The organism is Chryseobacterium sp. FG46 (assembly GCF_057809135.1).
The window spans coordinates 214105-234776 of record NZ_JBMDJJ010000002.1; the positions used below are offsets into that span (position 1 = coordinate 214105).

Annotated in this window: 18 protein-coding genes and 1 tRNA gene; 10 read left to right on the top strand and 9 right to left on the bottom strand. The window is 29.0% G+C overall.

From position 1 onward, the window contains the following. Window positions 1-114 precede the first annotated feature (114 nt). The 9 genes from ACODR7_RS02420 to ACODR7_RS02460 all read left to right on the top strand — a co-directional run bounded on the left by ACODR7_RS02420 (window position 115) and on the right by ACODR7_RS02460 (window position 12056). Window positions 115-390, top strand: a complete 276-nt coding sequence (locus tag ACODR7_RS02420; RefSeq protein ID WP_488836999.1) for a helix-turn-helix domain-containing protein — start codon at window positions 115-117, stop codon at window positions 388-390. A gap of 123 nt (window positions 391-513) precedes the next feature. Further along, complete coding sequence (locus ACODR7_RS02425) at window positions 514-837, top strand: hypothetical protein (RefSeq protein WP_488837001.1); 324 nt, start codon at window positions 514-516, stop codon at window positions 835-837. Window positions 838-986: 149 nt separating this feature from the next. Then, window positions 987-2216 (top strand): BT4734/BF3469 family protein, encoded by a 1230-nt coding sequence (locus ACODR7_RS02430; RefSeq protein ID WP_488837002.1) that lies wholly within the window; start codon window positions 987-989, stop codon window positions 2214-2216. Window positions 2217-2424: 208 nt separating this feature from the next. Beyond that, a complete protein-coding gene (locus ACODR7_RS02435; RefSeq protein ID WP_488837004.1) occupies window positions 2425-4947 on the top strand; it encodes a DEAD/DEAH box helicase in 2523 nt (840 codons plus the stop codon). Window positions 4948-5168: 221 nt separating this feature from the next. Further along, complete coding sequence (locus ACODR7_RS02440) at window positions 5169-6689, top strand: LA2681 family HEPN domain-containing protein (RefSeq protein ID WP_488837006.1); 1521 nt, start codon at window positions 5169-5171, stop codon at window positions 6687-6689. Beyond that, the gene (locus ACODR7_RS02445; protein WP_488837008.1) at window positions 6686-8422 is read left to right on the top strand and encodes a DUF4209 domain-containing protein; all 1737 of its coding nucleotides are present in this window, start codon (window positions 6686-6688) and stop codon (window positions 8420-8422) included. The genes ACODR7_RS02440 and ACODR7_RS02445 overlap by 4 nt, the downstream gene beginning before the upstream one ends. A gap of 143 nt (window positions 8423-8565) precedes the next feature. Then, window positions 8566-8835, top strand: coding sequence for a hypothetical protein (locus ACODR7_RS02450; RefSeq protein WP_488837010.1), 270 nt, complete (start codon window positions 8566-8568; stop codon window positions 8833-8835). Between the two features lie 30 nt (window positions 8836-8865). Continuing rightward, the gene (locus ACODR7_RS02455) at window positions 8866-9807 is read left to right on the top strand and encodes a HamA C-terminal domain-containing protein (RefSeq protein WP_488837012.1); all 942 of its coding nucleotides are present in this window, start codon (window positions 8866-8868) and stop codon (window positions 9805-9807) included. Beyond that, window positions 9807-12056: a DEAD/DEAH box helicase gene (locus ACODR7_RS02460; RefSeq protein WP_488837014.1), complete on the top strand. Its 2250-nt coding sequence runs from the start codon at window positions 9807-9809 to the stop codon at window positions 12054-12056. The genes ACODR7_RS02455 and ACODR7_RS02460 overlap by 1 nt, the downstream gene beginning before the upstream one ends. 89 nt (window positions 12057-12145) lie before the next feature. Here the strand turns inward: ACODR7_RS02460 and ACODR7_RS02465 are convergent, their stop codons facing one another. From ACODR7_RS02465 to ACODR7_RS02500, 8 genes are all read right to left on the bottom strand, one after another. Then, window positions 12146-13036 (bottom strand): hypothetical protein, encoded by an 891-nt coding sequence (locus ACODR7_RS02465; RefSeq protein WP_488837015.1) that lies wholly within the window; start codon window positions 13034-13036, stop codon window positions 12146-12148. Between the two features lie 12 nt (window positions 13037-13048). Then, window positions 13049-14110 carry a hypothetical protein gene (locus ACODR7_RS02470; RefSeq protein ID WP_488837017.1) on the bottom strand — a complete coding sequence of 354 codons (1062 nt, stop codon included), beginning with the start codon at window positions 14108-14110 and terminating at the stop codon, window positions 13049-13051. Next, complete coding sequence (locus ACODR7_RS02475; protein ID WP_488837018.1) at window positions 14110-14649, bottom strand: hypothetical protein; 540 nt, start codon at window positions 14647-14649, stop codon at window positions 14110-14112. The genes ACODR7_RS02470 and ACODR7_RS02475 overlap by 1 nt, the downstream gene beginning before the upstream one ends. Further along, window positions 14636-15847, bottom strand: coding sequence for a JAB-like toxin 1 domain-containing protein (locus tag ACODR7_RS02480; RefSeq protein WP_488837020.1), 1212 nt, complete (start codon window positions 15845-15847; stop codon window positions 14636-14638). The genes ACODR7_RS02475 and ACODR7_RS02480 overlap by 14 nt, the downstream gene beginning before the upstream one ends. Window positions 15848-15882: 35 nt before the next feature. After that, entirely contained in the window at window positions 15883-17331 is a 1449-nt protein-coding gene (locus tag ACODR7_RS02485; RefSeq protein ID WP_488837021.1) for a hypothetical protein, read from the bottom strand. 294 nt (window positions 17332-17625) lie between these two features. Beyond that, window positions 17626-18072, bottom strand: coding sequence for a hypothetical protein (locus ACODR7_RS02490; RefSeq protein WP_488837023.1), 447 nt, complete (start codon window positions 18070-18072; stop codon window positions 17626-17628). A 7-nt stretch (window positions 18073-18079) separates the two neighbouring features. After that, a complete protein-coding gene (locus ACODR7_RS02495) occupies window positions 18080-18445 on the bottom strand; it encodes a hypothetical protein (RefSeq protein WP_488837025.1) in 366 nt (121 codons plus the stop codon). 9 nt (window positions 18446-18454) lie between these two features. Next, on the bottom strand, window positions 18455-18913 hold the full coding sequence (locus ACODR7_RS02500) for a hypothetical protein (RefSeq protein ID WP_488837027.1): 459 nt from the start codon (window positions 18911-18913) through the stop codon (window positions 18455-18457). Window positions 18914-19854: 941 nt separating this feature from the next. Here ACODR7_RS02500 and ACODR7_RS02505 point away from each other — a divergent pair. Beyond that, on the top strand, window positions 19855-20385 hold the full coding sequence (locus tag ACODR7_RS02505; protein ID WP_488837029.1) for an antirestriction protein ArdA: 531 nt from the start codon (window positions 19855-19857) through the stop codon (window positions 20383-20385). Window positions 20386-20558: 173 nt separating this feature from the next. Here the strand turns inward: ACODR7_RS02505 and ACODR7_RS02510 are convergent. Beyond that, window positions 20559-20632: transfer RNA gene (locus ACODR7_RS02510), tRNA-Arg, on the bottom strand. Between the last annotated feature and the right edge of the window lie 40 nt (window positions 20633-20672).

Genomic DNA, 20672 nt, shown 5'->3' on the forward strand with positions numbered 1-20672 from the left:
TTTATAACTGATAATCAGAAAGTTGAATCATTTTGTCTTAAAAACATTTTCCCTGTTTTTTCCCTGTTTTCCCTATCTGGACCTTTGCATCATAATCTTAAACAAATAAAAATTATGACAAATTCAGCAATTCAATTGATGCAAATAGATTTAGATTCTTTTGGTCAATTCATTCAAAAATTAGTTAGGGAAGAATTAGAAAAAATCATTCCTGCACAATCAACAGAAAAAGAGTTCTATACCCGTGAAGAAACAGCAAAACTTTTAAATGTAAGTTTGACAACATTATTTCATTGGAATAATGACGGTACATTGAAAAATACCAAAATTGGCAATAGAGTGTATTACTCAAAAGAAGAAGTTTTTTCAAAATTGAAACAAGTTTCTTAAAACTACGGGAAATTCTTACCATTCCAATTATTCCTTAATTATTTACCACACTTTTAATGTTTAATCAAAGCACAGTCGAGTATTGTGTGGGTATCCCTTGTGCTAAAATTTAAGTTATAGAAAATGAAAACAAATTTAAACAAACAGACAATTAACGAAGATGAAAAAATTATTACTAAAACGTATTATGAGTCAAATTTCTATTTTGAAGAAGATGACGAAGAGTTAATTTGGGTTCATTGTGAAAATGACTGTATTGCTGAAGTATTTATAAGTATAGAAGTTGATAATACAATTTATTGTAGTGTAAATCTAAATCCTAATTTTGAGGTTGATTTTGATAATTTGCAATCAGAACTTGAAGATTTTTTAGCTTGTGAAAGAGATTACAATCTATTGGACATTCACGTAAAGATGTCGCCTTTCAGCGGTGACATATGGACATGAGTTCTTAGTTTCTGATATTCCTAATTATAGCTGAATTTCAATTTGACTATTCGGCTCAAACAAAATAAAAATTTTTAACATAATCTAAAATGGCATAGTGAAAGTTACTGTGATAGCCTATGCTATGCCTTTTTTAAAACAATATTAATATGATTAGCAAAATAGATTATTGTACTAATCGCACTATTACTGATTCATTCCAAGATATCAAAGAAGTTGTAAAATTTATTAGTAATCCACCACCTGAACATTTAGAACAGGTTGAATATGTCCGAACTTTAAAACGAGATTCTGTAGAATATAAGACAATTAAAATAAGCAAACTTCCTGCAATATCCATTAACTTTAACTTTTCAGACGGATATATTATAGGGAAAAATGTAGCAGAATCTACAGGATACCTTTATATTGATGTGGATGGTAAGACCGAGCAGGATTTAGAAATAAATACTACTTATATATGTGCCTATTGGAGGAGTCTATCTAATGCGGGTCTTACATTGGTAGTTAAAGTAGACGGTTTGACACCTGCTAACTTTAAAGCTGCTACCCAAGAGATTGCAAAGCTACTTGATATACCTTTTGACAGTAAGGCGGTGTCTATTGACAGGCTTACAGTACTTTCTTATGACCCGAATGCATACTATAATGATGATGTAGAGGTTTTTCCTGTTGCAGAATTAGTTTCTGAGCAGTCAGTAGAACTTAGTAGTACAGGCTCTAAAAATTTCCGCCACACTATCATTAAAGATAAATCTTTAATAGGTATACACTGTGACGGAAAAATTCGTATAAGATATAATAATCTTAATGAAGCTATTGAAGGTCTGAATATTATATACGATGACCGAGGTATTTATGATTGTGGTCAGGATAAAGTAAAATATCATAGTGCCTTTATGCCTAAAAGAGTAAGAGAGGGCAACCGTGAGAAGGCTTTGGGATTGTATGCAAAGCGCTTACTTTTTCTAAACCCAGATTTAGATAGGGATACATTATCTAAAATGATATTCCATGCCAATATGATAAATTTACTGACCCCATTAGAAAATGGCGAAGTTCGGGGAATAATAGACAAAGCGTTTAAGAATAGACAACATCTACGAACAAATAAAACCAAAAGATTTTTCTTTAAAGATATTACTCTTACTGCTATTGAAAAAAGCAGAAAATGTTTAGAAATCCTGAATCAGGAAAAAAGAGAAAAAACGCAGGAAAAGAAAAATATAATCTCAGAAGTATTCTGTAACTGGAATTGTCACGAAAATGGCACAATTACTCCTAAAAAAGTAATGGAAATAACAGGATTAAGAAAAACAATGATATATGACTATTTTAAAGAAAATAAAGAGACTATACCGCATTGTGATAATTTATAGATTGTAAATTCTGTTTTTAGAGTCTACCACAAAGATTTATTTAAAATATTCTTTGGTGTTTACCAATTTTTAAGACGGAAATTATGTGACTTATTATATTAATTTTCTGCAAGGTTAATATTAATAATTCACTTATGATAAAAATATGGTTTCCCGTAAAAATTATATAGGTTAAATTTTTATATTTGAGTTTAAAAAACTAATAACGATGGTAGATTTTAAGAAAAGGTTGAATAAACCTGATATTGAAAAGAGAACAAATCCTATAGAGATATATTCAACTCTTGATAGACGAAGCATTGCGGGACCTTTAAGACCTGCTCAATATAAAGTTTTGACGGAATGGTTTGAAAAAAGATTAAATGATAGAGATTTAATTATTAAGCTGCATACAGGGGAGGGGAAAACGTTAATTGGATTACTAATTTTATTGTCAAAAATTAATTCTGGTAAAGGTCCTTGCTTGTATATATGTCCGAATTTATATCTCGTACATCAGGTAAAAAAAGATGCGAAAAAATTTGGTATTCCTTTCTGCTCAATTGAAGAAGATGGGGCATTACCTAACGACTTTATTGAAGGAAATAAGATATTGATAACGCATGTCCAGAAAGTTTTCAATGGTAAAACGATATTTGGATTAGGAAATGATTACATACATGTTAATACTATAATTTTAGATGACTCTCATGCTTGTATAGATTCTATTAAAGACTCTTTCACAATTTCAATCAGTAAAAGTCATATAGTTTATAAAAAAATATTTAATCTGTTTAGTGATAGTTTGCCTGAACAAGGGCATGGTACATTTCTAGAAATTGAAAATGGTGATTATAATTCTTTTTTACCCATTCCCTATTGGAATTGGATTGATAAATCTGATGAAATTTTACAAATTTTATCTGAAAATAGAGATGATAATAAAATAAAATTTGCTTGGTCATTTATTAAAGATAATATTACTAATTGTCAAGCATTTATTTCGGGACAAGTATTAGAAATTAGTCCTATGCACATACCGATAGAAAAGTTCTCTTCTTTTCATAAAGCAGAGCAGAGAATATTGATGTCTGCTACTACGCAAGACGATTCTTTTTTTATTAAAGGGTTAGGTTTTGATATTGATGCAGTAAAAAAACCTCTTGAAAATCGTGAACAAAAGTGGTCAGGAGAAAAAATGCTGTTAATTCCTTCATTAATGGATGATTCTCTCGATTATACTACAATTGTCAATAGTTTAATACCTCCATTTAAGAAAAATTATGGAATAGTATCTTTAGTATCTTCTTTTTCTAAGACAACAACATATAGAGATTTAGGAGCTATATCTCCAGAAAGTGAAGAAATTGAGGGAGTTGTTAAAGATTTAAAAAATGGTCATTTTGAAAATTCTGTTGTTTTTGCAAATAGGTATGATGGAATTGATTTGCCTGACGAAGTGTGTAGAGTTTTATTAATAGATGGGAAACCATATTTTTATTCCTTATCTGATAGATATGAGGAATCAAACAGAATTACTAGTGACTTAGTAAATATAAAAGTTGCTCAAAAAATAGAACAAGGGTTAGGCAGAAGTGTTAGAGGTGAAAAAGATTATAGTATTATAATTATTATTGGCGCAGATTTAGTGAAATTTATAAAAAGTTCAAGAACTAGCAAATACTTTTCAGCCCAAACAAGAAAACAAATAGAAATAGGTTTTGATATTGCTCAAATGGCAATTGAAGATATTTCAAATAATACTAAGCCTATTGATGCTTTAAAGGGGCTAATGCTACAAAGTCTACAACGGGATGAAGGATGGAAAGAGTTTTATTTGGAGGAGATGAATAAGGTAATTGATTCTCAGGAAAATATTAATATTTATGAGATGCTTGTGCTTGAAAGAGATGCATATCTTGCAGGGTTTATTGGAGACTATGAAAGAGCAGCAAGCAAAATTCAAAAAATAGTAGATGATTTTTGTTTTGATGATAGTGAAAGAGGGTGGTATCTCCAGATTATGGCACGCTATAAATATTTTACTAGTAAGGTTGAATCAAATAATCTACAGAAATCATCATTTTTAAAAAATCATGAATTATTAAAACCTAAAGAAGGAATAACTTATAAAAAAATAAATTTTATTAATGAAGATAGGATAGTAAGAATTAAGAATTACTTATCTGACTTTGAAAGCTACCAAGATTTAATGATTTCAGTAGATGGGGTATTGTCCGATTTAGAATTCGGTACAGATTCTGATAAGTTCGAAGCTGCATTTAGAGAGTTAGGTTTAATGTTAGGTTTTTTAAGTGAAAGGCCAGACAAAGAGTTTAAAACTGGTCCAGATAATTTATGGTGTGGAGTAGGTAATAAATATTTTATTTTTGAATGTAAAAGTGAGGTTGATGGAGGTAGGCAAGAGATTAATAAAAGTGAAGCTAGTCAGATGAATTCTCATTGTGGATGGTTTCATGATATTTATGGTGATGCAGTTGTCAAAAGAATTTTGATAATACCAACAAAGAATTTGGCTTTTAATGCTAATTTTACTCATGATGTCGAGATTTTACGAAAAGGAAAGCTTAGATTTTTGAGAAATAATGTAAAATCATTCTTTAAAGAGTTTTCAAATTATGACCTTCAATCACTTACTGATTTGAAAATAAACAGTTTCTTGGATTCTCATAAGCTAGATTTAAATTCTTTGTGGACTGAATATTCAGAGGCTTATTATAAGAAAAAATAATCAATAAGATATTTTGTTAAAAAGAATTAGTTTCAGAATTCAATGATGTGGTTGAGAATTCTTTGAATGAAAACCATTCTGATAGAAGGTCAAAAAAAATCATAAAAGAAGTCCGTTTTCACTAGTTGTGATACGGACTCTTTACTATTTTATAGACAATTTACCAAGTACGCAGATACAATGCGTAATAGTGTTGTATTTTTGATTAAATCTGAATTTTTATGAGAAATACGTTAAAAACTTTTTTAGAGTTAGATAATATAAATGAAAAGACACCCAATGAAATTAATCTAATCTTAGGTACTATCTATGAATACTCAAGAGAACTAAATACCCTTAAGGATTTAGAAAGAGGTATTAAAATTTCATCTATGATTATTCTAGATACTTTTACAGATGATGATAAAATGACATTTTATTACAACTTGTCTAATGCTTGGTCTTACAAGAAGATGATGATTCAAAATTTAAATAGTCCAGAGTTTTGGGAATTTGAAAATGAAGAATTAGTTCAAGAAATTCTAAATTGCAGAAAAGCTCTACTCCATTCTAAAGATACAAAGAACATCTCTAGAAAATGTGAAGTATTGACAAATTTAGGAAATGATTTAAGCCATTTAGGAAGATTTTCAGAAGCAATAGATGCTTGGCAAAGAGTATTAAGTATTAAAAAAGATTTTCCAATGGCAATAGGAAATCTTGGGTTTGGATTATTTCATTATGCACAAGTTCTCTATGATGATTCTCACAAAGCTTACTTCTTAAAAGAATCATATAATTACTTAAATAAAGCAATAATGTCAAATGATATTTATCCTGAAGCTAAAATGTCCTTTTCACAAATTGTTTCTTGGATAGAAGAAAAAGTAGATAATACATTTTTAAGTTCTGAAAATATTTTTGACAATTATTCTTTAGGAGAAAGTTTAGAAGAAAAAAACTATAGGAAATGGTGTATCAATAATAGCTTATTCTTAAATCCACTAAATGATATTATAAATGATGATATTGTTGCGCAAGACATATTGTGTCTCCCAACAATTATTGTAAAAAAAGCAGATTTAGAGATTTACAATTATCATTCGTTTTTTAATCAAATTAAGCAAGAGTTTTGCTCTGCAAGATATTTATTTTATGATTCTATTACTAATCAAGAACCTCATTTCTCTGATAGAGAAAATGCTATCATAGATATTCTTGATTATTCAACATATTCTTATAATCTTGAAAAAAGTAAAATAGCATTTAGAACATTTTATTCTATTTTAGACAAAATAGCCTATTTAATAAATACCTATTTAAAATTAGGTTTTGAATCTAGAGAAGTTAATTATAGAAAAATATGGTATGTGAAAGGAAAGCCAAATCCAATAATCATGGAAAGTCAAAATTTGGCATTAAGAGGATTGTTTTGGCTTTATAAAGACTTTTTTGAAAAAGAAGATTTACATTCATTTCTAGAACCTGAAGCTAAAGAGCTATCTACAATTAGAAATTTTATTGAACATAAATCATTTAAAATTGTAGAATTTGAAAACTCAAGAACCCCCAAAGATAATTTTACATACGTTATAGACAGAAATGATTTCATAGATAAAACATTTAAGCTAATGAAAACAATTAGAGCTGCAATAATATATACTTCTCTATTCATTAATATCGAAGAAGGTAAGAAGGAATATAACTCTAATGAACTTGGAAGCATGCAATTATTTACTTTAGATGACCAATTTAAAAAATGATGGAAAAAGCTAACCTAAAAGAACTGTATCAAAAACTTGAACTTACTAAGGATATTAATACAAAAGACACTGATTATGTTCTTGAAATTAAGTTTGATAAGATATTAGATAATGAAGAAATAGAACTTATTAAAATTGAAAGAAAAATTCTTTCACTAATGTTCAATAAAGGCAAACTTATAAGTAGGTTTTTTAGTCCTGAAATTGTCTTTGATGAATTATTCTCTGATTATGAAACAGATTATATAAAAGAAAGGATTGAAAATACTCAAAACTCTTACATTACAATAAGATACCTTATTATCCTTTGGAATAAAACTAAAAATCAAGAATATTCAAAAATAGCATTTGACAAAACTTTTAATATCTTAAAAAAAGAAATTAAATCTAAAAATATAACATTTGGAGATGCAAATGAATTATTTCTGATTTGTAGAAAAATTGTAGAAAAAACTAAATATAGAAAAGAAGACTACTTAAATTATCTCCAGGATTTTAAAAATAATATTTCAACTCCTTATGATTTTTATTCCTATTTAGAACAATTAGTTGATAATAAACTGATTTCATCGGTATTATTAAAAACATTACTTTCAAACTATAGAGATTATATAAAATTTGAGATACAATATTATTTTCCAAACCAATATGGATTTGAGATATTGATTCCATTAATTCAGAAAGCTAAACTACCTATCAAAGAATTATATTCAATGATGGCTGAAAATGAGAATGTGTTAATTAATCATAGAAAAGAAAATGATTTTGTTAAACTCAATTTATTAAGAAAAAAAGCTGATTATGAAAAGCTAGCAGGAAAGACTGTTGATAGTGAACAAACTTTAGAAGAATTAACTAAAATCAAATTTGGTGTAAATCTTAATAAAGTTAATTTTTCAATGTCCAGTGAAACTAATAAAGGGTTGGAAATATTATGGGAAATCATTGATTCTAAAAGTAGTTTTCTTTCAACATTAAGTGCAGAATATATCATTGGATATTTTGCAACTCAATTTGATAATCTACATACAGTAACAACAGAAAAAGGGAATAAATCTTTGTTTGATGGTCATTTCACAACAATATTGATGGATATAAATAATAATGCTAATGAAAAGAAAAGTAGAAATAGTCTCAGTGAAAATATCTCAACTTATTATAGTTTATTTTTTATGCCAATCTTTGAACAAACACTTTATAAATCAATTCTCAATGGGCATTTAAATTATCAAAATTTCAGTAATTTTTTCAAAGGAACATGGATAGGCCGACCGACCAAATTTTACAAAGGGGATATTGAAATTGAAGAAAGTTGGTTAACCTTACTCCGACCTGGTTTGTATAATTTTTTTAGTTTGTTTGAATATCAGACTATTCATAATAAACTTAAAACTGATTCATTTATATTAAGTATTGATTCTTTGACATTAAAATTTGAGGGTATTCTTAGAGACTTTATAAGATTATGTGGCGGAACAACAATAAAAATAAAAAATGGAATTAGTGAAGAAATTTTGTTAGAAGAAATGCTTGAACATAAAGTGATAAAAGAAACTTATGAAGAAGCTGAGATAGAATTGTTTAAATTAGTTTTTACAAGGCAAGGTCTTAATATTAGAAATGATATAGCCCATGGTTTTTATAAATTATCTGATTATAATTTGAAAAAAATAAGTTTGATTTTGTTATGCATTTTAAGAATAAGTCGGTTTGAATTTGACGTAGAACAGTGATTATTTTAGATAAAGTGAAATATTATTTCAATGATTTCTAATAAACTTTAGTTTACTCTATAATTCAATTTCATATATTTGATTATTAGAGCTTTTCGTTGATTTGAATTGTGATAAAATATAATATTTAGGATAAAAAATATATGGGAGCTACAAAAAAAATAATGGACGATAATGAACTGAACAATTTGCTAAATGATTTAATTGTTGATGACACTGAATTTATTGTTGATAAATTTAATCGACAGCTACTAACTTCAATTAGTATTCCTGAACCAAGATTAAATTTTAATAATAGAGGAGAGTTAATAACATATCAAGATGGGGACCAGAAAAGACTAGTAATTCAATATCTTATTTCGGAATATCCTTTAATCTATGAGTCAAAATTGTTCAATTATAAGAAAAAATAATTTTAATAAACTAATAACCTTGTTAATCAAATGTATAAAACACCTTTTGGCTCAGAAAATATTATTACTAACAAAATAAATGAGGTAGACTTTAGTACGTTTTTAGTCGGTTTTGATTTAGATGATAATGGTGGGAAAGTATATAGACTCAAGCCATTAGTTAAAAAATTGACCGAGGTGATACATGAATTTGCTTTCGGCTTTCATGAAGACACACAAACGGATAATACCCAAACACTAAATAAACTTACTGATGCTGCTGCATCAATTTATAAGATAGACGCTTTTCAGAAAGTTAAAGATATTTATGATAATGGTGGAGAAATTGATGACGATTTAGAGGATAAATATTTAAAACGTGGAGAATTTGGGGAGCTCATACTTCATCTATTATTACGGGATTTTTATAAAACCGTACCACTTTTATCAAAAATTTATTTTAAAGACTCTCTTGGTCATGCTGTACATGGATTTGATTCTGTGCATATCCAAGAAGATAATGGGACATTGTGGTTAGGAGAATCTAAACTTTACACTAATAGTAAAAAAGGGATTAAGGAATTAATTAATGATATCAAAGAACATTTTAAATCAGATTATTTAAAATCTGAGTTTATTTTAATATCTAAAAAATTAAAACACTTAAATAATATCCCTAATATGGATTATTGGCTTAACACTCTTACTAATTCTGGAGCTCTTATTGAAAAACTAAAAACTATTAATATTCCTTTATTATGTACATACCAGTGTGATTTATTTTCAAAATATGACAACGAAGTATTAGATGAATTTGTAACTGAATATTTAGAAGAAATGAATTCCTTAAAAAAATATTTTGATGATAATAATGACCATCCTTTTAAAACAAATCTTAATATAATTCTAATATTATTTCCTATACAGAATAAGAAAGAGATGGTAAAAGCATTACATCATAAATTATCTTTATTACAATCTATTGGAGAATAATGGAGGATATAATTAATTATATAGAAACGCAAGAGTTTATTGATTTTGAAAATACTTTTAAAATTTTCAAAATAATTTCTGATTTAATCACAATCGATGAAAGTAGTTCGCAAAAACTTCTAGTTAATGTTTTAGCTAATCTATCTAAATTCGACAGTTCACTTAATCCAATTTTAGCTGACTTGATAGAAGGAATAGGATTTTATCCATATATATCTAAAGAAAATTTAGAATTAACATCTACAGATGCGCTAATACGAAATGCATATCATTCCTCCTCTAATATTGGAAAGGTACTACACGAAGACCAAAAATATTTATTGTCACTTCTAAACAATAATCAAAATATTATAGTAAGTGCACCTACTAGTTTTGGCAAAAGTCTTTTAATTGAAGAAATTGTAGCAACTTTAAAGTATAAGAATATTATAATTATTCAACCTACTTTAGCTCTACTAGACGAAACAAGAAAAAAGCTTTTAAAATATAGAGAAAATTATAAAATAATTGTACGCACTACACAAACTCCTAGTGCTGATAAAAAAAACTTATTCTTATTAACTGCAGAAAGAGTCAATGAATATAAACAGTTTACTAATGTTGATTTAATCATAATAGATGAATTTTATAAATTAAGTGCAAAAAGAGACGATGAGCGCGCAGATTCATTAAATAATGCTTTTAATTACATACTAAAAACATTCAATCCGAAATTTTATCTTCTAGGGCCGAATATTGATTCTATTTCAGAAGGATTTGCTGAAAAATATAATGCAATATTTTATCGAACAAAATCTTCATTAGTTGACACTAAAGTTATTGATATGTATAAACCTCATAAAGACTTTTTTGACAAGCCAATTAAATATAAGGAATACAAAGAAAATGTGCTATTTGAGTTATTATTATCACTACAAAATGAACAATCTATAATATACTGCTCATCACCTGCTAGAGTAAGATATTTATCATTAAAATTTCTTGAGTTTTTATTAAAGAACAAAGTAAATTTAAATCAATATGTAGAAATTGATTTGATTGAATGGATTGAAATTAATATTTCAACAGAATGGTCACTAATTGATTTACTTAACAATCAAATTGGTATCCATGATGGGGCTTTACAAAAACATATAACAAATACTATTATAGAATATTTTAACGAAAATAAACTAAAGTTTCTTTTTTGCACGAGCACCATTATTGAAGGGGTTAATACTAGTGCTAAAAATATAATTTATTTTGATAAAACTAAAGGTAATAATGTTGAAATCGACTTTTTTGATTACTCTAATATAAAAGGACGTGCTGGCAGACTGATGATTCACTATATTGGTAAGGTTTTTAATTTTAATTTAGTTCCAGAAGATGAAAAAGTAATTGTTGATATACCATTTTACGAGCAGAACCCTATATCTGATGAAATCTTGATAAATTTAGAATACAATGAAGTTAAAGATGAAAATCTTAAACAATATTCTATTATTTTAGAAATTCCCGAAAACGAAAGAAATATAATACGAGATAATGGGGTACAGGTTTTTGGTCAAAAAAATATTTTTGAGGAAATAAGAGTTAACTTTAAAAATGTTTACCCACTAATTAGCTGGACAAGATATCCAAATTACGAACAATTAAAATATTGTTTGACATTAGGATGGAATTACTTAATGAAAAAAACAGAATCAAAAAGTTTAGGAATAGGAAGGTTAGTTAATAAAACATTTGGTTATGGGAATCATAATAGTATAAAAGTCTTAATTAATAATGATATTGATTATGTTATAGAATGCATTAATTTTTATGAAGACAATAAAGATAAGAGTAAAGATGAAATTGAGGAAATAAGAAAATTCAATTACGGAAAAAAGTATTCGTCAAAAAGTAATTTTGAAATTGAGGAGGAATTTATTCTTATGAACTTTCAAATTCAAAAACACTGGTTTGAATATAAAATTCCTAAATGGTTATCAGTCATAAATTCAATTCAGGAATGCATTTGTAATGAATATGGAGTTAGACCAGGAAATTACAGCTATTACAGTAATCAGATAGAGAATGATTTTTTACGGGAAAACCTATCATTATTAAGTGAATTTGGAATTCCTTCTTCTGCTTTAAAAAAAATAGAAAAATTAATTCCACCAGATTTAAATGAAGAACAAGTTATTGATTATATTAGAAATGAAGAGATATATACTAATGATATTTTCATAAATTATGAAAAAAAGAAATTTAAAGAAATTTAAAGAAATTTAGATTTTACCTATTAATTTGAATTAGTCAATACTTAATCTGACTGTTACTTTATTGAAACATTGTATTGGCTAACTTAATTTTATTTAAAAATATTTTTTATTAATTTGCTGTAAGCTTTTCCAAAAATGTTGATGAAATTTCTTGTCTCTCTCTTTTTTAGGAGCATTTTGTTTTTCTTTATACATGAAAAATTTTCAATTTCATTATAAAATATATTTTCAAAAACACAAGAATATAAGTCTAACATAATCAATGCTCGATGACATATTAAAAACGTTTTCTCTCTAGACCGTAGAATCACTCCAGACTCCTTTTCATCTTTAAGATTGACATAATAATGGTTTGCGAATTGTGAAGAATCAATATGAGTTTTTGAACTAAGTTCTCCATAAAGAATGCCAATACTTGGATAGAATTCTTTTAATTTAGAAATTGATTTTGTCGGTGATTGAAAATCTTTTATTTCATTTCTAAATTGTGTATCATATGCAAAAGCTATTTGTTCAATCATCTGTCGAATTATCGCATAACATTCATAAATATAATCATACTTAATCAACATTCTTAGTGCGCTGAAATTACTATCAAGCTTTTTATAAATTAAACCACAATGAAAATATGCAACGTTTTTTTCTTCAAAATTGATATTATATAATATTTGTTTGTAATTAAAATATATTTTTTCTTGAAATTCAAAAAACGTATTCCTCAAATCATCATATTCTTTAAGTTCACTTTCTTCATAATTCCTTTTATTTTGAAGCATGATTTCAACATTATCTTTAAAATAACTACTTTTTAAAATATTATCGACCGAAGTATTTCCATAAAATAAAGTTCTTAATGCTGCTTTTATATATTTTTCTTGTTCAAACGTTAGTGTTTCAGGTACAATTAATGGCATGCCAGCAAACCAAATAACTTTAGTTTTAGCAAAATCAATTGAATAAATATTTTGTTCAAAATCCAATGTCAAAGTTTTTTAATTTTGTAGCCTTTTATCTTCATACTTCGGTCGTTCAGTTTTCAAAGAAACCAACCAATCTAAATACATTTCCTCTGGCATACTGCGATAACCTATTTTGTGAATATGAGCATATTCTGTATTCATCAAATCAAATAACTCTTTTGCTTTAGAATCGGATAATATAGTTTGAATATTTTTAGCATTCTTTTCTTTCATAAGTTTTTGAAATTGCTTCTTATGAGTTTCAGCCTGTAATATCAAGGCGTTTGCTAAATAAGGGTGAACCTGTATTGCTCTTTCCGCACATTTCAAAGAAAAGCTTCCATCATTTTCTGGATAGCTTCTTTCATAGGCATTTGCTAAGTCAACTAACAACAATGCAAGGCTTTCTTTATTGTTAAGCGCCTTCATAAAAACACCATTTTGGATGGCATCTAAATGGATATATCCCGAAGCCATTAACCAAGAGTCCTGTGGAAAAATACCGCTTGTCAGCTCTGTATTAAACCAGCCTATTGATTTAATGTTATGCTTAATGTAAATGTGATTTGGTGCTAGTGCTAAATTAGCATCAACTCCTAATTCTTCAGCAATAATTTTGTATAGATAAGGCATGGAATTACAGTTTCCTTTCTGTGTATCTAACAATTTTGATACAAACAGATTAGACAACTCTTTATGCCCAAATACATCCTCAAAATCATAGGTGAAAGGTTTATATTTCAACGTATCATTTCCTACAATTACAGGGGTAGCTTGGCACATTATCGTATATATTGAAGCATACTTGTTTACAATTGCTTCATCTTTTTCTGAATATTGCAATTTTCTGTTCATAATAAGCTGATTGCAAAACTTTGTAAGAAATGTGATTTTACGGTTTAATTCTTCCGTGTTTAACTTCCCTTGGTAATATGCATTTTCAACGCTAAAAACGGCTGATTTAAAACTGTAGGACTGTTTATCAGTAAGCATACTCTCTAATGTTTGATAAGCATCATTATAGAATTGATTTTCTTGCGCTTTTGATAAAGCAGATAAAATTAGAAAGGTTGTAAATACAAATATCTTTTTCATCATTTTGCTGGTGGTGGGGCTGGTTCTAACATTGGAGGATTAGCAAACAGATTATTATAATAATAGCTATTTGTAGGGATTTGAACTAGTTTTCCATTAATAAGTTCATACATATTAAAACAAGGAATTCCTGTACCTGTATAATTACTTTTATACAAATCCCATTGAGAATTCTTTTCAATTATTCTTTTACTTTTGTCATTATTATATTTCAGAATTTTTCCAAAAAACTCTTTGTTATAGAAAGCTATAACATGGTTTTTCTTCTCTTTAAGCATAAATAATGAATCGGTAATAAAAACATCTTGAGCCGATATTTGTATGAATTCCTTTTCATCATACTTTTGATACCTAATTGCTATAACTTTATCCTTTCTACAATTTGCAGAATCCATAAATGAATCAGCTTTATCATAAATCTTTTGTTCCAGTGTTTGAGCTTTTTTAGGAGCAAGTAGAATTTCTTTTTCCTTTTTACAGGAAGAAAACAATAATATTATCAACACAAGACCTATTTTGTTTAAATTATTTGCTACCATAAACTCTTTTAAGTGATTTTAAAAATTGAACATTAAATGGTTGGGTATTACTTGTATTCTGACCTGTTCGAGTTATCTCAATCATCCTATTATTATCATTTACAGTAAAAAATCTAGGAAATCCTAATCCCTTACTTGCATTATTTCTAAAGATACCATTCATTGTAATTTTATCCTGTCCCCACTGGTTTCCAACATTTTTGTAATCCAAACCTCTTGGTCCATCATGATTATGAACCGACCAAATCAAATTATCATTTGAAAATCTATTCGACTTAATTTGAGAACCATCTATATCATGCATAGTTGCAATTTGAAAATTATCCTGTCCATTAACGTCATAATTTGCTAAAGAAAATTCAACACCACTATTAGTATTATTATCTAAAAAATTATAAACATTAAAAGCATCATTAAGATTTTGAGTAAAACCCTCTGAAAAATATGGAGCTGTAGATTGTCCTAATATTTTAGGGGTTAGTTCTCCTCCTTCACTTAATCCACTAATAACTGAACCATCACTTGGTTTATCTTTTGCTACAGTCACACTTTTACTTTTATCTACATTTCCTCTGCTATCTGTTGCAAAAAGTGTATCAGATTTATCTTTTTCAGTGCCATCCAATGGATTTACACGTTGAACCTCACCATTTTTTAATAACTTATAGTCAGTAAGAGGGGCCATTCCATCAGGGTCTATATTGCTTATGGGATTATTAAATACATAATTATATGGGGACCAGCTTGAAAATTCTTCACTTAAGGGGTCAGGAGAAATCCACCTACCATGAGTATCACCAATAGGTTGTGCATCTGGGTCTGATAAATCTATTTCCAGAATATCAATAACCTTTTGTGTTTTTGTGTTGAATTTTACTGAACCTATGACAACAATACTATCTTTATCATGAAATTCCAGATATTTTCCTTTGCTCAATGTAGCAACTTTAGGATAATAACCATATTTCTTGAATGGATTTCCTGCTTCAATATTTTTACGCCTTCTTTCAGCTTCTTCAGGAGTAAGAGGGTCTCTTGTTTTCAGAACTTCACTCATATATGGACGGTTTCTCTCTTCTTTTGTCAGCTTAACAGGGTTCACCCATTCTTTCTCTGGTTTCTTTGACTTACTTTTTTTAACCTGTGCTTGTGCTAAACCTGCGAAGGTCAAAAAACTAAAAAATACAATTCTTTTCATATAACAATTATGCTTTTCTAAATTTACAATTTTACTTATAACCATGCTTTAGGAATGGTGTAAACTTTAGGATTTTCTTTTTTAGAAGGTATTGGTCTTAATTTTTGTTTTTGCTGGATTTCTTTTTGCTTTTGTGCATTCAGAATTCTCATACGTTCTGCAATTTCTTCACTTTTTTGCTTGTTTTCAGCAGTATTCAGTGAACTCAACCATTGTTCATAATCTTCTGGAGGCATTATACTAAATCCTGACTGGTCAATTTTATCGAATTCATTATTAATCTCTTGGAGTTGACCTATTAAATTTGGATAGTTTCGTATGTTTTGTAATTCCTGTTTATCTTCATAGTTAATTCCTAGCCTTTTACAAGCTTCCTGAAAGCGGATTTGATTGGTATTACTTTTCCATAAAGTAGCGTTGATATTATTAGGATTAAGTTCTAATGCTTTATTTAGAACTTGTCCTACAAATTCATCATATCCGAATTTGTGAATGTAACCACTTGCTAAATCAACAAATGTTTGCGATAAGACTTCTTTCTTACTTAAATTCTGCATATACAGTTTATTCTGTAATGCTTCAGATTTGATGTAACCAGAGTTAAGGACAAAGGAATTTGCTGAAAACATTCCGTTAGTAAGCTCTAAACTTAGCATTTCTTCCGAATCATCCATGTATCGAATGTAAGAGTGATTCGGAGACATTACTAAAAAGGCTTCCGCTCCGATTTGTTCTGCTAAAATCAGATACAACAATGGCATTGAATGACATTGCCCAGTATTAAATTTCATGAGCTTAGAAACAAACATTTGGGAGTAATCTTTTACTCCCATATAATCCTCAAAATCATACTTCATAGCTTTATGCACTACTTTTCCATTTTGTTTGGTATTATCAGCAAAATATTGGAATATGGCTAAATTCTTTGAACTGTTATCATTTTCATCAATCTTTTTACTACTGATTTGATTCTGAATAATTTTTGCAGCTTTCTGAATGCCACTTTGAAATGTGCTTTGGAAGTTTTTATCATTATTGTAGTAAGCATTTTCAACAATAAAAACCGCATCCGCTATTGAATAATCTTCAGGGTTGAATTTTGAAAGATTATTAAAGGCTGAATAATATGCTTTTGTTCCTTCTTTATCGGCTAATGAGTTAAGTAAGTATATTTTTGATTCTTGCGTTTGGACTTCATCAGAATATATTTGTTGTTTTTTTATTTTTTCTTCGGTTTCAGTTCTTTTCAAATCATTTTGAACCATCGCCATATTTTGTTGCTGTATTCTGGAAGCATTTGAACTTGAAAATGATGAAGGTAGGGCTGGGATGTTTTGATTCTTTTGAGGGCCATTAAAATTCTTATCAGAATAATTCTGAAAAGTAGAAATATTAGGCTGTTCCCCTGTTGGCAAATTAGGAATCTGGGAGAATCCTAACAAGCTTAAAGGTAAGAGAATGGAACTAAAATAAATTTTTTGCACTGCATTTAGTGTTTGGGTTACAATTTAAGAATTTTTTTATTTCCCTATAATGTGGGAAACCGTAATTGTTTGACAAATATATTTAGGAGAAACGACAAATCATGACGTATTTTATTTTTTTTACCCATTTGAAATAGTAGATAAATTTGAATGTGAATGTGAATAAAGTAAGGAGAGTATTGATATAAATTTGTAGCAGATTTTAGTACTATGTAGCAGATTTCTGTCAATCCTTTTCATAAGCGTTTGAAGAGGTAAAAACAAGCCCTAACCCATAAGGTCAAGGCTCTAGGATTAATTTTTAACCAAACTCGTCCAGTTCAGTACAGGAGCTTGTCTGTATTGAATCTCTGTATCAGACATTTTTCTGAACTCATAAAAATTAGTAGCTCCAGAACCGTTGTATTTTATAGTAACATTATATTCAGTATTGGTAATAGCTTCATCAACATTAGCTCCATTAGGCGATACTTTGATTTTCTCAGTCCAGCTTGTTTGTTTTCCTCCTGAACTAATCGAAATAATATCAGAATCAGTAAACTTTAGTGTTAATGGAGAGTCCATAGGTGTTCCAAACGGTGCGTATTTCCATGTTCCCTGAACCCATGCAGGAGGATGAAAATACTGGGTGGTGGCAGGTTGTTGATTGGTTGGGGTGTTGTCATCATCATTGTTGTTCGAGCAACTTGTAGTTAATAATGTAGCTGTTACCAATAATGCTAGGAATAATTGTTTTTTCATAATACTGTTATGGTTTAATGTTAATATATCTTGTTCCGTCTCCTGCAATATCCATAATCTCTAATCTGTTTTTGTTATAGGAGAAAAAGTTGAGTTTGTTTTGTCTGTCACGTATCATACAGTTGATAGACGGGGTAGTAATATCACAATAGCTGTCAATCTTAAAGACATAGGGAGTGGGAAACTCAGAATCTATTACGCTGATTGTGTTTTTAGTTTTGTTTACTACAATCTTTGTTTTCCGTGTGGTGAGTTCAGTTACATTCATGTTTTTGACCACCTGAACCATATTATAATTGAATGTTTTTGTCTGCGCAGATAAACTTTGCATTGTCAGTCCTCCTACCGCTAGAATTAGTAAAATCTTTTTCATATTATCCTGTTACTTGTCAATGATTAAAAAACTGTTTCTTTTGGCACTGGCTTCTGCGTAACTTTTGAAAGTGAAGATTTCTTTTTTCTTAATCCTACCATTGCCTAATTGTCCTCCAGAAGAATTTAAGTATTTAGAGATTATCAGGTCTTCAAGCTGTGCTTTTTCATCTTCGCTCAAATCATGCGTTATATCCTGGATTCCTGAGACAAAGTTGGCTTGTCTTGTATCCATTCCATAATCTTCTTCAACAAGCAACCGAACAAATACGTATTTTTTTTGGGCTTTGGCATGTGCTTCAAGTTTGCGGTCAATCTCTTCAAACTGAATCTTTTCATTGACTTTCATACGTGCCTGTATAGAATCAATGTAAGGGTCAGGTTCTCTAATGGGTTTGGTTTTCTCACACGACAACACGGATAGTGCTGTGGATATTAGCAGTGCAGGGACTTGCAGAATCTTTTTCATAAATGAGTGCTGTTATATCACTCAGTCCCAAAGTGAAAGGTTAATAAATGCAAACAGCGTGGAACTTTGCCTATCTATTCTTACAGAGGCTCTGGTAAGCCATTAGGATATAAACAGGAAAGCCCACGCCTATGGCATGAGCATTTCGCTTATTTACCTACTCCTAATTTTTGAATTTACCAGATTCCTGTAAGGTAGTATAAAAAGCAAACGCTTTGTTTTTCGTTAAAATTCTAGCTACAAAAATATGAAATTTTACGAATCTTTAGACCTCGCTTCAAAAACCTGTGAAATTTTTTTCAGAATTAAAGATTTTTATCTACGTTTTAGGTGTGGTAAGTAGTCTCTATGTTTTTGTCGAGGATGAAAAATCAATGTTTTAAAATAGGTGTGATTTTGTCAATACTTTGTATGACTATTTACACCAAAATGATTAATTGCTTCCCTCAACAATGGTATAATAGATGAGTATTATTTATCTGTTTTAGTTGAAGGGTGATAGTAAGACAACATTATATATACCGACCTATTTACCCCACCGTATCAAACTTTTACTATAAAAATGTACCCCTATACGAAATCTCAAAATTTTCATATAGGCATCCTGACCCAACCTACTATAGAGAGAGTATATATAGGTCGATACGTCTTTTTCTAACCGCCCCTACCAACGATTTTAGGTTTTTGGCAACTATTTTTGTTTCTCCTGCACTCGGAGTGGTTAAAAGTTTTTAACTAACCTGAAAAAAGTATTGATTTTTTGAGTAAAAAGTACCTGAAGCGCTTGTATTTATGGGCTTTTTGTTGTATATTTATACATCTTTACAAGCTACTTTTAGCGTTGTGCCTTTGGGTAAAAGGTTCAAAATAAAAATGCCTTGAAGTGTTGGAGCACAACAAGGCAACATCAATAAATTTTAACTCATCTAAAACTTATTAACATGGCAAAGTTAACAAATTGTCTTGATACTTTCAGTATCTATGTATCAACGTACGCTAAGTACAATAACTCAAGCCTGTATGGCAAATGGCTTAACCTTTCAGATTATTCTGATTTTGAAGAATTACAACAGGTAATGTATGAACTGCATTCTGATGAATCTGACCCTGAATTTTTAGTTTCCGATTATGAGGGTTGTTCTCTATTTGAAAAATTGAGATTGATAGGGGAAAGTTTTTTATCTCCCGAAATTTACAACATTGCCGAGCAAATAAATGATTCGGAATATGATTCAGAAGTTTTTGAAGCCTGTTTAGATTGCTTAGGGAATATAGATTTTCAAAGTCTCCTTGAGTATGTAAATAACTTCTATTACGGTGAATATGCAAATGATATTGAGTTCGTGGAATATTTATATCAAAATGATATACCGTTCAATCTGCCTAGCTTTGTTGTGATTGATTGGGAAGCTACGGCACATAATATTATGTATGATTATTTTGAATCGAACGGACATTACTTTAAATCATAGTATATTTGTATTACAGTAAACGGCTTACAATTCAGATAGATTTAATTAAGTTTAAATAGCTTTTAAAAAGTATATTTTGAAAATTCGGATACAAAAACGGATACAAAAAGAAAAAAGAGAATTTGTAATTAATTGTTTTTCAATATTTTACAAAATTCTCTTTTAAAATTTAGTGACCTCGACAGGATTCAAACCTGTAACCTTCTGAGCCGTAATCAGATGCGCTATTCAGTTGCGCCACGAGGCCTTTTTGTTATCTTGTTGTTTAACGGTTGCAAATATACCAC